Genomic DNA, 14,749 nt, shown 5'->3' on the forward strand with positions numbered 1-14,749 from the left:
CGATCGCCCGTCGGTGGTCGTCTCTGACGGCCGCTTTCGCGGCAGCCGGTGCTGGGGGATGGAGTGGGCGGCCGGCGGCCGCCTGGATCGGTGCGGCCTAGACGCGGCCCTTCCACGGAACGAAGACCCGCTCGAGGCGGCGGATCAGCATGTCGAAGGCCACCGCGAAGATCCCGATGACGATGATGCCCATGATGACCGTATCGCTGGCGAGATACTGCGCCGCGTTCAGGATCATGAAGCCGAGACCGCGGGACGAGGCGACCATCTCTGCCGCGACCAGCGTCGTCCAGCCGACACCGATGCCGATCCGCATGCCGGTGAAGATCTCCGGCAGGGCCGCCTTCAGGATGACGTGGAAGATCACCTGGAATTTGGTCGCGCCCATCGCATAGGCCGCGTGGATCTGTTCCAGCGAGACGGAGCGCACGCCGGCCCGTGCGGCGATCGCCATCGGCGCGAAGATGGCGAGGAAGATCAGGAAGACCTTCGGGAACTCGCCGATGCCGAGCCAGATGATGATGAGCGGAAGATAGGCCAGCGGCGGCAGCGGACGGTAGAACTCGATGATCGGATCGAAGAGGCCCCGCGCGAAGCGGTTGACGCCCATGAAGATGCCGATCGGAATGGCGGTGACGCAGGCGAGAAGGAAGGCACCCATCACGCGGCCGAGGCTTGCCAGCGTGTGCTGGATGAGGGTGGAGTTCGCCACCCCGTCGGTCAGGGCCAGGACGAACTTGTTCCAGACGGCGATCGGCGAGGGCAGGAAGAGCGGCTTCACCCAGCCCAGCTGCGTCGCCAGGAACCACAGGCCGATCAGTGCCAGGCCGGTGGCGATGCTGATGAGGCCGCTGGCGCCGCTGCCCGGCGCGCCGTAGACCTTGCCGGGTGCGGCAGGCCGTGCCGCCCGGCCCAGCTTAAACACGCGCTGCACCGGCCTGTGCGAGAGCTCGCTCGTCGCCATAGATGATCCCCAGAATGGTTTCGCGCATTTCGATGAAGTCGGGACTCGACTTGATGGCGCGGGCATTGCCGCTGGCGAGGAAGCGCCGGTTGAAGTCGAGTTCGTAGGTGTGGGTGATCCGGCCCGGCCGCGGCGACATGACGATCAGGCGCGAGCCGAGGAATAGCGCTTCTTCCACGCTGTGGGTGATGAAGAAGACCATCTTGTTGGTCTGCTGCCAGATCTGCAGCAGGAGCTCCTGGATGGTCTCGCGGGTGAGGGCGTCGAGCGCCGCCATCGGCTCGTCCATCAAGAGCATGGCCGGGTCGCAGGTCAGCGCTCTCGCAATGCCGACGCGCTGCTGCATGCCGCCGGAGAGATGGTAGATCATGTGCCTGTGGAAGTCCTGCAGGCCGACGAGCTCGAGATTGCGCTCCGCCCGGGCCCGACGCTCCGCTTTGCCGACGCCCTGCAGCTTCAGCCCGAACTCGGTGTTGTCGATGACATTGAGCCAGGGCAGCAGGGCATGCTTCTGGAACACCACGCCCCGGTCCGAGCCGGGCCCGGTGATGGGGTTGCCGCCCAGCGTGATCCGTCCCTGCGTCGGCGACAGGAAGCCGGCCATCATGTTGAGCAGCGTGGTCTTGCCGCAACCCGAGGCGCCGAGCGCCACCACGAAGTCGCCGGGATCGATGGTGAGATCGACACCCTTCAGTGCGACCACGCCCTCGCTGCTGAAGAGCCCGGGATAGATCAGGCTGACGCCGCTGACCCTGACCTGGCTGGCTTTGGCATCGATCATCGAACACGCTCCGGGAAGGCGACGGGAGCTTCGGCGGCCGTGGCCGCCGAGGCAAGGCAGGCCGGTGCTACTTGGCCGCTGCCGCGGCGAAGCTGCCGTCGACATGGGGGCTGTAGTCGTCCAGCGCGGAGTCGATCTGCTTCTGCGAGACGAGGAACTTGGCGCTTTCGGTCAGCGCCTTTACCGCACCGCCGCCCTCGCCGAGCCACGTCGCGGAGGCCTGCTCGCTGGCAGTCGGGAACTGCAGGAGCTTCAGGGCTCCGACAACATCGGCCGGGTTACCGCCGATCAGCTGGACCATTCCCTTGACTTCCGGCGAATCCTCCGTCCAGCTGGCGCCGTTCTTCGCATAGTCTGCGTAGGAGTCCGCCAGTACCTTGGTGAAGGCCGTCATGAAGGCGGCATTGTCCTCGGCAAAGCCCTTGTCGACGACGAGGCCGTCGAAGGTCGGCACGCTGGCGGCACCGATCTCGCCGGAATCGGCGATCACCTTGCCGGTTTTCTCGATCTCCGAGAGAGCCGGCGGCCAGACATAGGCCGCGTCGATATCGCCGCGCTGCCACGCAGCCACGATCTGCGGCGGCTGCATGTTGAGGATCTCGACCTTGCTCGGGTCGATGTTCCAGACCTGCGTCATCCCGACAAGCAGGTGGAAATGCGAGGTGGAGACGTAGGGAACTCCGACCTTCTTGCCGACGAGATCGGCGGGCTTCTCGACGCCCGATCCGTCACGCGCCACCAGCGCTTCCGACTTGCCGATGTTGTCCAGAATCCAGAACAGCTCGAGATCGACGCCCCGCGTTGCGGCTGCCGTCGTGCCGGTGGAGCCGAGCACGCCGATCGGCACGTCGCCGGAGGCAAGCGCAGTCGAGATATCACCGCCCGAACTGAACTGGCGCCACTCGATGGTGTAGCCGGCTTCCTTGGCGGCCTTGTCGAAGCTGCCGTCCTTGATGGCGCTGAGGAACGGGCCGACAATCTGCTGGTAGCCGACGACGACCGATTCTTCCGCGCAGGCAGCATTGACTTGCATTGCTGCCGCAAAAGCAATCAACCCGACTACATATTGTGCTTTTCTGAATATTCGCATGTCAGTTCCTTCTCGTTGAAGTCACTCTTGATGCCGGTCTGCAACTCTTCGATGAAATCTCTTGGCATTATTGGTAAGGCTCGATTGCCACGGCCGCGTATATCCAGATAGAAACTTGCATAAGGCCAGATTGATTGAGGTAGGCGACGCATGATGCGGTCGGCGGTTTCCGAGGCGATGTTCTTCGTCGAGCGCGAGGCCGGAAAAGGCCTGCAGGCGCAGATCCGGGAAGCGCTCGTGTCCGCGATTCTGTCCGGCCGCGCTCCGGCCGGGGCCCGGTTGCCATCGACGCGCCGTCTCGCCGCCTACCTGAAGGTCTCGCGCATTACCGTCACGATCGCCTATCAGGAGCTGGCCTCGCAGGGTTTCGTCAGCGCGACCGGACGTAGCGCCTACCGCATCGCGGACGCCCCGCCCGTCGGCCCGTCCGAGCAGAGCAATTGCCTGCAGAGCCAGTCGTCGGTGGACTGGAACGCGCGGCTGCGTCCCGTTGCGGTGCATTCGAAGCCGGTGCGCAAGCCTCTCGACTGGCGGCGCTATCCGTACCCCTTCATCTACGGGCAGATGGATCACACCCTCTTCGATCTCGCGGGCTGGCGGGACTGTGCGCGGCGCGCACTCGCGAAGGAGGATTTCGTCATGCTGGCCGGCGACTTTGCCGCGGCGGACGACATGCAGTTGGTGGACTACATCGTCTCGCGGACGCTGCCCGGGCGCGGGATCCGGGCGCGCCACGAGGAGGTCCTCGTTACCGTCGGCGCGCAGAATGCCCTGTGGATCGTGATCCAGCTTCTGCTGCACAAAGGCTCGCACGCGGCCTGCGAGGAGCTCTGCCATCCCGATCTCGGGGCGGCGCTGATCCTCAGCGGCGCCAAGGTCACGCCAGTGGCGATCGACCGCGAAGGTCTGCGGCCGGAATGCCTGCCGGGCGAGCTGGATGCGGTGTTCGTCACCCCCAGCCACCACGCACCGACGGCCGCCACGATGCCGATGGCGCGTCGCCAGCAGCTTCTCGAAGCGGCCAACCGGCAGGATTTCCTGATCGTGGAGGATGACTACGAGTTCGAGATGAGCTTCCTGAGGCCGCCGTCTCCCGCTCTCAAGTCGATCGATACGGAGGGCCGCGTCATCTATGTCGGCAGCTTTTCCAAGTCGCTGTTTCCCGGATTGCGGCTCGGCTATCTCGTCGCGCCAGCGCCGCTGATCCGCGAAGCGCGTGCCCTGCGCGCGCTGATGCTGCGGCATCCGCCCGGTCACCTGCAGCGCACGGCCGCCTATTTCCTGGCGCTCGGCCACTATGATGCGGTGATCAGGCGCATGCGGCTCGAGTACCAGAAGCGCCACGCCCTCACGGCGGCGGCCCTGCAGGCCGAAGGCTTGCGCATAGCCGGAGCGTCGGACTTCGGCGGAACGTCGTTCTGGATCGAGGGGCCTGCCGGCCTCGATGCGGACCAACTGGCCGAAGAGCTGCGCGGCGACGGCGTGCTTGTCGAATCCGGCTCTCCCTTCTTTGTCGGAGCTGCCCAACCCTGCCGCTATTTCCGGATCGCCTACTCCTCGATCTCGGCCGATCGAATCGAGGAGGGCGTCAGGCGCATCGCGTCGCGCCTGCGGGCCGTCGCCTGAGCTTGGATGGTATCCGTCCGTGGCTTGATGCCCGAGCCGCGCGTGCAACGCCCATGCGCCTGCTGCGGGGCCTCCGATCGGTCCGCGCGCGGTGTGGCACGCGCTGATCACGTTCAGTGCCCGGCGCCCTGCAGCACGGTGATCGCGATCATATTGTAGACGTCGTCGGCGCTGCAGCCGCGCGACAGGTCGTTGGCGGGTCTCGCAAGGCCTTGCAGGATCGGCCCGAGCGCCTGCGCGCCGCCGATCCGCTGTGCGACCTTGTAGCCGATATTGGCAGCGTCGAGATTGGGGAAGATGAACACGTTCGCCTCGCCCTTCAGGACGGAGGTCGGATGCTTGGCCTCGGCGACGGAACTGATGAAGGCCGCGTCGAACTGCATCTCGCCCTCGATCAGGAGATCCGGGTCGGCCAGGCGGGCGAGGCGTGTCGCCTCCACCACCTTGTCGACGTTCTGGTGCTTGGCGCTGCCTTGCGTCGAGAAGGAGAGCATCGCCACCTTGGGCTGCTCGCTCGTCAGCTCGGCGAAGGAACGGGCCGAACTCACCGCGATGGCTGCGAGCTCCTCTGCATTCGGATCGATCACCAATCCGCAGTCGGCGAAGACGAAGGTCCCTTTCTTGATGTGATGCGGCTGGTTCAGCGTCATCAGGAAGAAGCTGGAAACGACGGCGACGCCTGGGGCCCGCCCGATCATGCGCAGCGCGGCGCGCACCGTGTCGCTCGTCGTCGCGACGGCACCGCCGAGGGTTCCGTCGGCATGTCCCTCCCGCACCATCATGGCGGCAAAGCCGAGCGGCTCGCCGACATGGGCGAGCGCCGTCTCCTCGTCCATTCCCTTGTCGCGACGGCGGCTCAAGTAAGCCGAGGCGAGGGCGGGCAGAAGCGGCGAGTTGCGTGGATCCTCCACCGCGACCGCGTCAGCCGCACGGCCGTGACAGCGCAGGCGCGATCGGACGCGCTCGCCGTCGCCGAGCAGTGTGATCGTGGCAATGCCGCTACCGGCCGCACGGACGGCGCCTTCCACGATGCGGGCGTCTTCGCCTTCCGGCAGCACGATATGGCGCGGTCGTGCGCGCGCGGCATCGATCAGCCGATCGAGAGCGTCCATGGACGAGCTCCGTCAATTCGGGTGGAGATTGGTGGCGGCGCGGTAGCCGCCGGAAGTCGCTGCGGCGGTCCGCCGCTGCCGTGCCTAGAGGCGAGCTGCCTCGGCGGGAGCGCCGAGATGATCGGCGCTCCCTGTTTCATGTGCGGCGAACCGCCCGAGGCTCGGGCGCTATGCGGCGCCCTGCTGAGGACGCATGTCCTCTCGGCTGATGCCTGCAACCGACACCGGCTTCTTCATGGCATCCCGGCGGAAGGGCTCGCCAAGCTCCTGGTTCAGCAGGACCTCGATGAAGGTCGTTTCCTTGGCGTTCATCTGCCGCTCGACGGCTTCGCGCAGCGCCTCGGTGAGTTCCTGTGTGCTGCGGACCTGCACGCCCCGCGCGCCGCATGCCTCGGCGATCCTGGCATAGGAGGTGTCCCGGTCGAGCTCGGTGCCGACGAAGTTGTTGTCGTACCAGAGCGTCGTGTTCCGCTTCTCCGCGCCCCACTGGTAGTTGCGGAAGATCACCATGGTGATGGCGGGCCAGTCGTCGCGGCCGCATGCGGTCATCTCGTTCATCGAGATGCCGAAGGCGCCGTCGCCGGCAAAGCCGATGACCGGCGTGTCCGGCTGGCCGATCTTGGCACCGAGGATTGACGGGAAGCCGTAGCCGCAGGGGCCGAACAGGCCCGGCGCCAGGTACTTCCGCCCCTTCTCGAAGGTCGGGTAGGCATTGCCGATGGCGCAGTTGTTGCCGATGTCGGAGGAGATGATCGCCTCGCGCGGCAATGCGGCCTGGATCGCCCGCCAGGCCTGCCGCGGCGACATCAGATCGGCATCGCGCGTGCGCGCGCCCTCGTTCCACTCCGTGCCGGGATCGTCATCCTCGTGGTCGAGGCTGGAGAGCTCCTGCAGCCAGCGCGATTTGGTGGTCGAGGCGAGGTCGCGCCGCTCCTGGCGTCCAGTGTCCCCAGCCGTATCCGAAAGGCCGCCGAGGATGCCGCGCGCGACCTTGCCGGCGTCGCCGACGATGCCGACCGTGACCTTCTTGGTCAGCCCGATGCGATCGGGGTTGATGTCGACCTGGATGATCTTGGCGTTCTGCGGCCAGTAGGTGATGCCGTATCCGGGCAGGGTCGAGAACGGGTTGAGGCGGGTGCCCAGCGCCAGCACCACGTCGGCCTTGGCGATGATCTCCATCGCGGCCTTGGAGCCGTTGTAGCCGAGCGGCCCCATCGCCAGCGGGTGAGAGCCGGGGAAGCTGTCATTGTGCTGGTAGTTGGAGCAGACGGGCGCATCGAGCCGCTCCGCCAGCGCCACGAGGTCCGGGATCGCGCCGGACAGGACGACGCCGGCACCCGACAGTATGACGGGGAAGCGCGCCTCGGACAGGAGCCGGGCCGCCTCGGCCACTGCCTCCTCGCCGCCGGCCGGGCGCTCGAAGCGCACGATCTGCGGCAGCTCCACGTCGATGACCTGGGTCCACATGTCGCGCGGGATGTTGATCTGCGCCGGCGCGGAGCTGTGCCAGGCCTTCAGGATGACGCGGTTGAGGACTTCCGGAATGCGGCTCGGGTCGCGCACCTCTTCCTGGTAGCAGACGCAGTCAGCAAAGAGGCGCATCTGCTCCATTTCCTGGAAGCCGCCCTGGCCGATGGTGCGGTTCGCCGCCTGCGGCGTCACCAGCAGCATCGGCGTGTGATTCCAGTAGGCCGTCTTCACCGCCGTGACGAAGCCGGTGACGCCCGGCCCGTTCTGCGCGATGGCCATCGCCATCTTGCCGGTGGAGCGGATGAAGCCGTCGCACATCAAGCCGGCATTGGTCTCGTGCGCGCAGTCCCAGAAGGTGATGCCGGCCTTCGGAAAAAGGTCCGACACCGGCATCATCGCCGAGCCGATGATGCCGAAGGCGTGCTCGATGCCGTGCATCTGCAGCACCTTCACGAACGATTCTTCCGTGGTCATCTTCATCGGAAGCATTCCTTTCTGTGAGGGATTTCGAATTGCCGACGGCAGGCCGCCGGTTGGATGTCGGGCCGGTCCTTCGACATGTCCGGTGGAAGCGGGGGCAGCGGACCGCCCCCGCCGGAAGTTCAGCGGGCGCTGCCCGGCGCGGCGACGCGGGTGAGCGGCGCGCCGGCATAGGCCTGGCTCGGCGCCGGCACGCGGATGGCGAAAGCCGACACCATGCTGATCAATGCTGCGAAAACGACGTAGGCGCAGACGTACCAGGGCAGCCCGTCACCCTCCGCCAGCAGATAGGTCGCGATGATCGGCGTGATGCCGCTCGCGAAGATGCCGGAGAACTGGTAGACGAAGGAGATGCCGGTGTACCGCACGCGCGCTTCGAAGAGGTCCGAGAAGAGCGCGGCCTCGGGCCCGTAGCACATGGCATAGATGACCCCGAACGGCACGATGATGCCGAGGGCGATCAGCGGCAGGCTTCCCGACGACATCAGCCAGAAGGCGGGATAGGTGCTGAGCGCCAGCAGCAGCGACCCGATGGCATAGGTCTTCGGCCGGCCCCAACGGTCCGACAGCGCACCGAAATAGGGGATGGTGAAGACCATTACGGCAGCCGAGATGGTCACCAGGAGCAGGGCTGTCGTGCGCGGCAGATTGACGTATTTCGATAGATAGACGATCGAGAAGACCGCGAAGACGTTGAAGAAGACGCCGTCGATGTACCGAACGCCCATGCCGAGAACGATGTTCTTGGGATAGTTGCGGATCATGTCGATGAACGGGATCGCGGCTTCCGTGTTGGTCGACTTGACCTCCTCGAATTCCGGCGTCTCGGCCACGCGCAGGCGGATATACATGCCGACGGCGACCAGAAGGACGCTGCCGAGGAAGCCGACGCGCCAGCCCCAGGCCATGAACTGCTCCTCCGGCAGGAGCGACATGACAGCCGTGACGCCCGACGACAGGCACAGGCCGAGAGCGAGCCCGATTTGCGGAATGCTGGCGAAGAAGCCGCGGCGGTTCTCCGGGGCATACTCATAGGCCATGAGGACGGCGCCGCCCCATTCGCCGCCGATGCCGATACCCTGCGCCACACGCAGGAGAAGCAGCAGGATCGGCGCGGCAAGCCCGATCTGGTCGTAGGTCGGCAACAGGCCGATCGCGATGGTGGCGACGCCCATGATCATCAGGGTCAGGACGAGCATGCTCTTTCGGCCGAGCTTGTCCCCGAAATGGCCAAAGATCAGGCCGCCGATCGGCCGTGCCACGAAGCCGATGGCGAAGGTCGTATAGGCCAGCAGGATCGACACGACCGGATCGTCGCCCGGAAAGAACAGCTTGTTGAAGACGATGCCGGCGACGATGCCGTAGAGAAAGAAATCATACCATTCGATCGTCGCGCCAATGACGCTGGCGCCGACGACCCGCCTCAGATTGCGATCTGAAGTTCCCTCTGCCCTGCTTGCCATGTCTTCCTCCCAAGATGATGGCGTTCCACGTCTTCCCGGATCATGTCGGCGGCCTTTTCTCCGATCATGATCGCGGGCACATTGGTGTTGCCGGACACCAGCCTCGGCATCACCGAGCAGTCCGCGACCCAAAGGCCCTCCACGCCTCTGACTCGCAGCCTTGCATCCAGGACGGCCTCCCGATCGCCGTCCGCGCCCATCCGGCAGGTGCCTGCGGGATGGAAGATCGTCGCGCCGTTCTGGCGCGCGAAGGCGAGGAGATCCTCCTCCGTCCGCACGTCCGGGCCTGGCAGCTTCTCCTCCGCCACATAGTCGGAGAGCGGCTTCGTCTGGGTCAGACGCCGCGCGAACTGCATCGCAGCGACGGTGCAGCGCCGGTCCGTTTCGCTGGCGAGGTAGTTGGCCTGGATCTTCGGCGCGCTGAGCGGATCGGCCGATCCAAGCCGGATCATGCCCGTGCTTTCGGGGCGCAGCTGGCAGACCGACAGCGTGAAGCCGGAAAAGTCGTGGACCTGCCCGCCCGCCATGTCCGCCGACAGCGTGGCGATGTGGAACTGGATGTCGGGCGTCTTGGATTCCGGCAGCACGCGGGTGAACAGGCCGCCCTGGTTGATGCCCATGCCGATGGGCCCGCCGCGCGAGACCAGCCATTCCAGGCCCATCAGCGTGCGCCCGTAGAGGGTGCGCAGGCTGTCATTGGTGGTGATCGGCTTGGTGCAGCGATAGATGAGGCGGATCTGCAGGTGATCCTGCAGGTTGCCGCCGACGCCGGGGCTGTCGTGACGCACGGGGATGCCGTGCTCGGCCAGGTGATCCGCCGGGCCGATCCCCGACAGCATCAGAAGCTGCGGCGTCTGCACCGCACCCGCCGACAGGACGACGCCGCGGCGCGCCTTGATCGACATGCGTGCACCCTTGTGCACCATCTCGACGCCGGACGCGCGGCCACCCTCGAAGAGTACGCGGGTTGCCTGCGCCTCGGTGAAAATCGTCAGGTTCGTGCGGTTGCGGGCCGGCCGCAGATAGGCCTTGGCCGCGCTCATCCGCCAGCCACCGCGGGTGGTGAGCTGATAGTAGCCGACGCCTTCCTGCTGCTCGCCGTTGAAGTCGTCGGTCTCCGGAACGCCGCAGGCGACAGCGGCCTGCTTCACCGCCTCGATCAGCTCATGGCGCTTGGGAATGCTGCTGATATGCAGGGGCCCGTCCGAGCCGTGCAGCGCGTCGTTGGCGAAGTTCGGATTGGTCTCGAGCTTGCGGAAATAGGGAAGCACGTCGTCCCACGACCAGCCGTCGGCGCCGTGCTCCTTCCAGCCGTCATAGTCCTCGCGCTGTCCGCGGATGACGATCAGCCCGTTGATGGACGAGCAGCCGCCAAGCACGCGTCCACGTGGCCAATAGATCTTGCGTCCGGCCATGCCGTCTTCGGGCTCGGTGTAGAAGCGCCAGTTGAGCTGGTCGTTCCACATCGTCTTGCCGTAGCCGATCGGCACATGGATCCACGGATTGCGGTCGCTTGGACCTGCCTCCAGCAGCGCCACGCGATAGCGACCGCCTTCCGACAGCCGGTTCGCCAGCACGCAACCCGACGACCCTGCGCCGACGACGGCGAAGTCGAATTGTTCCTCGATTGTCATGTGCAGTCCTCCCTGCAGCTCCGAACTTGATCGGCAAAAAGGAGCTTGTCAACACTAAAATGAGACGTAACGTCTCATTCAATGAGACGTACATTCGGATTGACGCAGTCGTGCGGTGGCTCTGCGATGGGCTGCTTGACAGCGGGAGCGCTTGAGCACAGCTGCAGGTGAGGGAGGCGCCGCACTCAGTGGGGACGAGGCTTGAAATCCGAAGAGCGTGATAGCGGCTCGGCTATGTTGCGGGCGCTGGATCTGCTGGCGGCGGTTGCCGCCGCCGATCAGCCCATCACCGTGCCGGAGCTTTGCAGCGGGCTCGACCTGCCGAAGCCGACCGTCCACCGCCTGTGCCAGCGGCTGGAAGGGGAAGGCTATCTCTCGCGCGAGCCGAGCGGGCGCCACTTCATCGTCGGGCCGCGTCTCCTGCGCCTCGGCCTCAACGCGATTCGCACCTCAGTGACGACCGAGCGGCACGTCATCCTGCAGCAGCTGGTCAATGCATGCGACGAGACGTGCAACTTCGTCACGCGGACGGGATATGAGGCCGTCTATATCGATCGCGTCGAAGCGCGCTGGCCGCTGCGTCTGCATCTGGAGATCGGCTCGCGCGTGCCGTTGCATTGCACGGCTAGTGGCAAGCTGCTCCTGGCCTATATGAGCGCGGCGCAGCGCAAGAGCGCGCTCGATGCCCTGTCGCTGGCCACCTACACCTCGCAGACCATCTCCGACCGCGCCAAGCTGGAGCGCGAACTCGCGGCGATCGCCGAGCGCGGCTACAGCATCGACGATCAGGAATATCTTGAGGGGCTCGTCGCGATCGCCGCTCCGGTGCGAGACGGCAGCGGCACGGTTGTGGCCGCCGTGGCCTGCCACGGCCCGATACCGCGCTTCACCCCGGAGAAAGCGGTCGCGCTCCTGCCTGTCGTGCAGGATGCCGCCGAGCGTCTCGGAGCCACGCTGCCGACGTGAGCGCGCATCAGACCGCCGGCCCAACCGACCTGCTGGCGGCGCTAGCGCGACCTGCCTAAGCGAGAGCCGGGACCGCATGTCACCAACACAGTGGACCGCCTTGTATTTGATCCATCGAGCCGCCGGCGGCGCTGCCATCTGCCATTGCGGCGGACGATTGCGCGCATGATCGATCTCGGCTCCGTATCCACGTGGATCGCCCCGCATGCGGTGACGGTGGCAAGCGCAGCGCTGATCATTGCGGGCTCGGCGGTTCTGCGTGGCTTTACCGGCTTCGGATTTGCGCTTGCCGCCGTTCCGCTGCTCGGCTTCGTCCTCGGTCCGACGCCGGCCGTGATGACGGCTATCGGCCTGCAGTTCGTCGGCGGGCTGCATGAGGCGGTGCAGGTGCGGCAGGTCGCGCATTGGCCGTCGCTGCGCTGGCTGATGGCTGGGGCTATCGTCGGGTCCCCGTTCGGGACCTGGGCGCTGGCCGCTCTCTCCGTCGACGCTGCCCGGGTGGTAATCGCCCTCGTCTGTCTGTCAGCGGTCGTGCTGATCGCTGCCGGGCGCAGCTTCGCTCGCCATCCGACCTCGCGCGTGACACTCGGCATCGGCGTTCTGGCCGGGCTCTTCAACGGCCTTGCGGCCATGCCGGGACCGCCGGTGATCGCCTATTACATGGCAATGCCGATGGCGGCGGCTGTGACCCGCGCGTCGCTGATGACCTTCTTCACCGCGACTGCAGCGATCGCCCTTGCCGCCGCCTTTGTCGCCGGGCTGTGGAGCTGGCAGAACAGCCTCGTCGTCGCCGCCGGATTTCCCCTGATGATGCTGGGAACGGCGGCCGGGCAAGCGCTCTTCCGGCGCGGCTCCGATCATCACCGAACCGCATCTCTGGTGGTGCTGGCCGCTATCGCCATCGTCAGCGGGCTGCAGGGACTTGCCGCCCTTCTCTGACCGATCACCGGTGCGACGAGCCGGCAGCGGCTGGCCCTCCGCCGGCCTGAACGCGCGCCCTCGGCTTCAGGCTGCGCCGAGATCGACGATCAGAGACGGTTGATCGGCACCTTGAAGTAGGTCTGACCGTTCGCATCGCCTTCCGGCAGCCGGCCGCCGCGCATGTTGACCTGCAGGGACGGGATGATCAGCCTGGGCACGGGCAGCGTCCTGTCGCGGGCCTCGCGCATCGCGACGAAGGCATCCTCGCTGGCGCCGCTTCCGACATGGATATTGTGCTCGCGCTCCTCTGCCACGGTGGTTTCCCACCGGATCTCGCGCCCGTTGGGCCCGTAATCATGGCACATGAAGAGGCGCATCTCGCCGGGCAGGCCGAGCACACGCTGGATGGAGCGGTAGAGCGTGCGCGCATCACCGCCTGGAAAGTCCGCTCGCGCCGAGCCACCGTCCGGCATGAACAGCGTGTCCCCCGCAAAGGCGGCATCGCCGATCACATGCGTCATGCAGGCCGGTGTGTGACCCGGCGTATGGAGGGCGAAGGCGGTAAGGTTGCCGATCCGGTAGGTGTCGCCGTCGGCAAACAGCCTGTCGAACTGGCTGCCGTCGCGCTGGAACTCGGTGCCTTCGTTGAAGATCTTGCCGAAGGTCTCCTGAACGGTCGTGATCTCGCGCCCGATGCCGATCTGTCCGCCGAGGATGCCCTGGATATATGGGGCTGCCGACAGATGGTCGGCATGGACATGGGTCTCGATGAGCCACTGCAGGTCGAGGCCGTTGTTGCGGATGAAGGCGACGATGCGGTCGGCCCCCTCGAAGGCAATGCGGCCGGCGGCATAGTCGATGTCCATCACCGAGTCGATCACCGCGCAGGCGCGGGTCTGCGGATCGGCGACGACATAGCTGATCGTGTTGGTGGGCGCGTCGAAGAAGGCTTCGACCCTCGGTTTCGCCGACATGTCGTGGCTTTGCGGTATCTGCGTCATCATTATCCTCCCGAGTTCCTGACGTGGATGATCTCTCGCCCGAGATCCGCCAGCTGCGTGACGCCGATCTGGCCCATGGTGCGCCTGACCTCGTCGGCGAGAAGGCCGATGGCGTATTCGACGCCGGCGCGGCCTCCGACGGTCGCCGCATAGTTGAAGGGGCGCCCGAGGAACACGGCATCGGCACCAAGGGCGAGCGCCTTGATCACCTGTGTGCCCCGGCGGATGCCGCCATCGATCAGCACGGTCATGCCGCCGGCTGCATCGCGGATGGCGGGGAGCGCCTCGATCGGAGCGATCGCCGCGTCGAGCTGGCGCCCGCCATGGCTGGAGACCACGATGCCGTCGATCCCCGCCCCGGCCGCAAGTGCGGCATCGCCGGGATGAAGGATCCCCTTCAGGATCATCGAGCCTTTCCAGCGCCTGCGGATGTGGGCGACGTGGCTCCAGTTCAGATGGGCACGGCCGGAGAACTGGCGCTCGGCCGTGCGCGACAGCAGCGGCTCGCCGCGGCCGGCCGTGACGTTCTCGAAATGCGGCATCCCTTGCGAATGAAGCGTACGCAAGCAGGTGCCGAAGAGCCAGCGCGGGTGCGCCAGCCCGTCGAGAAGAAGGCGCAGGCTCGGGCGCAGCGGGGTCGAATAGCCGTTGCGCAGGTTGGTCTCGCGGTTCGCGCCGACCGGCACGTCGATCGTGACCACAAGAGTCCCGATGCCCGCATGCTCCACCCGGTCGATCAGCGCGTCCGTCGCCGCTTGATCGGGCGGCATGTAGATCTGGAACCAGATGTCCGGATTGGCTTCCGCCACCGCCTCCATTCGCGTCAGGGACGAGCCCGAAAGGACCATGGGAATGCCGGCGGCGCGCGCAGCTTCGGCGAGCACGATGTCGCCGCGATAAGCGTTGGCGGCGCAGATGCCCATGGGCGAGATGCCGAAGGGCTGGCGCCACTCTCTGCCGAACAGCGTCCGGCCGGTCGACACTTCTGCGACGCCGACCAGGAAGCGGGGGATCAGCGCATAGCGGTCATAGGCGTCGGCCGCTTGGCGCATGCCGATCTCGTCCTCGACACCGCTTGCCGTGTAGCCGAAGAGCACCCGCGGCAGCCGCCGGCGCGCCGCCGCTTCGAAGTCCTTCAGCGACAGGAGATTGCGAAACTGCCGCGGCAGGCTCGGGCGCGTGCGGCGGCCGGACGCGTCGGAGGCGCCCGGCAGCGCTCGCCCTGGCTCGGCAGCGCTCAT

The 14,749-nt window shown here is 66.4% G+C and carries 12 protein-coding genes; 3 read left to right on the forward strand and 9 right to left on the reverse strand.

All coding sequences use genetic code 11. From position 1 onward, the window contains the following. Positions 1-97: 97 nt before the first annotated feature. The 3 genes from C0R46_RS14950 to tauA all read right to left on the reverse strand — a co-directional run bounded on the left by C0R46_RS14950 (position 98) and on the right by tauA (position 2,835). On the reverse strand, positions 98-925 hold the full coding sequence (locus C0R46_RS14950; protein WP_483428506.1) for an ABC transporter permease subunit: 828 nt from the start codon (positions 923-925) through the stop codon (positions 98-100). After that, on the reverse strand, positions 918-1,745 hold the full coding sequence (locus C0R46_RS14955; protein WP_102960465.1) for a taurine ABC transporter ATP-binding protein: 828 nt from the start codon (positions 1,743-1,745) through the stop codon (positions 918-920). Before C0R46_RS14955 ends, C0R46_RS14950 begins: the two co-directional genes overlap by 8 nt. Positions 1,746-1,812: 67 nt before the next feature. Beyond that, a complete protein-coding gene (gene tauA / locus C0R46_RS14960) occupies positions 1,813-2,835 on the reverse strand; it encodes a taurine ABC transporter substrate-binding protein (RefSeq protein WP_102960466.1) in 1,023 nt (340 codons plus the stop codon). Between the two features lie 150 nt (positions 2,836-2,985). Between tauA and pdxR the strand changes: the two genes are divergently transcribed. Continuing rightward, positions 2,986-4,461, forward strand: a complete 1,476-nt coding sequence (gene pdxR / locus C0R46_RS14965; RefSeq protein WP_102960467.1) for a MocR-like pyridoxine biosynthesis transcription factor PdxR — start codon at positions 2,986-2,988, stop codon at positions 4,459-4,461. A 113-nt stretch (positions 4,462-4,574) separates the two neighbouring features. Here the strand turns inward: pdxR and pta are convergent, their stop codons facing one another. The 4 genes from pta to C0R46_RS14985 form a co-directional block, all read right to left on the reverse strand. Continuing rightward, on the reverse strand, positions 4,575-5,573 hold the full coding sequence (gene pta / locus C0R46_RS14970; RefSeq protein WP_102960468.1) for a phosphate acetyltransferase: 999 nt from the start codon (positions 5,571-5,573) through the stop codon (positions 4,575-4,577). Positions 5,574-5,741: 168 nt separating this feature from the next. Then, a complete protein-coding gene (gene xsc, locus C0R46_RS14975; protein WP_102960469.1) occupies positions 5,742-7,523 on the reverse strand; it encodes a sulfoacetaldehyde acetyltransferase in 1,782 nt (593 codons plus the stop codon). A 122-nt stretch (positions 7,524-7,645) separates the two neighbouring features. Further along, complete coding sequence (locus C0R46_RS14980) at positions 7,646-8,986, reverse strand: MFS transporter (RefSeq protein ID WP_102960470.1); 1,341 nt, start codon at positions 8,984-8,986, stop codon at positions 7,646-7,648. Next, complete coding sequence (locus tag C0R46_RS14985; protein ID WP_102960471.1) at positions 8,947-10,620, reverse strand: GMC family oxidoreductase; 1,674 nt, start codon at positions 10,618-10,620, stop codon at positions 8,947-8,949. The genes C0R46_RS14980 and C0R46_RS14985 overlap by 40 nt, the downstream gene beginning before the upstream one ends. A 201-nt stretch (positions 10,621-10,821) precedes the next feature. Here C0R46_RS14985 and C0R46_RS14990 point away from each other — a divergent pair, with 201 nt between their 5' ends. Together C0R46_RS14990 and C0R46_RS14995 are read left to right on the forward strand one after the other, a co-directional pair. Continuing rightward, positions 10,822-11,586 (forward strand): IclR family transcriptional regulator, encoded by a 765-nt coding sequence (locus C0R46_RS14990; RefSeq protein ID WP_245413602.1) that lies wholly within the window; start codon positions 10,822-10,824, stop codon positions 11,584-11,586. A gap of 165 nt (positions 11,587-11,751) precedes the next feature. Continuing rightward, positions 11,752-12,525: a sulfite exporter TauE/SafE family protein gene (locus C0R46_RS14995; RefSeq protein ID WP_102960473.1), complete on the forward strand. Its 774-nt coding sequence runs from the start codon at positions 11,752-11,754 to the stop codon at positions 12,523-12,525. A gap of 89 nt (positions 12,526-12,614) precedes the next feature. Here the strand turns inward: C0R46_RS14995 and C0R46_RS15000 are convergent, their stop codons facing one another. Together C0R46_RS15000 and C0R46_RS15005 are read right to left on the reverse strand one after the other, a co-directional pair. Further along, on the reverse strand, positions 12,615-13,508 hold the full coding sequence (locus tag C0R46_RS15000; protein WP_102960580.1) for an MBL fold metallo-hydrolase: 894 nt from the start codon (positions 13,506-13,508) through the stop codon (positions 12,615-12,617). Positions 13,509-13,510: 2 nt separating this feature from the next. Beyond that, positions 13,511-14,749: an alpha-hydroxy acid oxidase gene (locus tag C0R46_RS15005; protein ID WP_102960474.1), complete on the reverse strand. Its 1,239-nt coding sequence runs from the start codon at positions 14,747-14,749 to the stop codon at positions 13,511-13,513.

It is taken from the genome of Mangrovicella endophytica (assembly GCF_002893625.1).
GTDB classification, from domain to species: domain Bacteria; phylum Pseudomonadota; class Alphaproteobacteria; order Rhizobiales; family Rhizobiaceae; genus Mangrovicella; species Mangrovicella endophytica.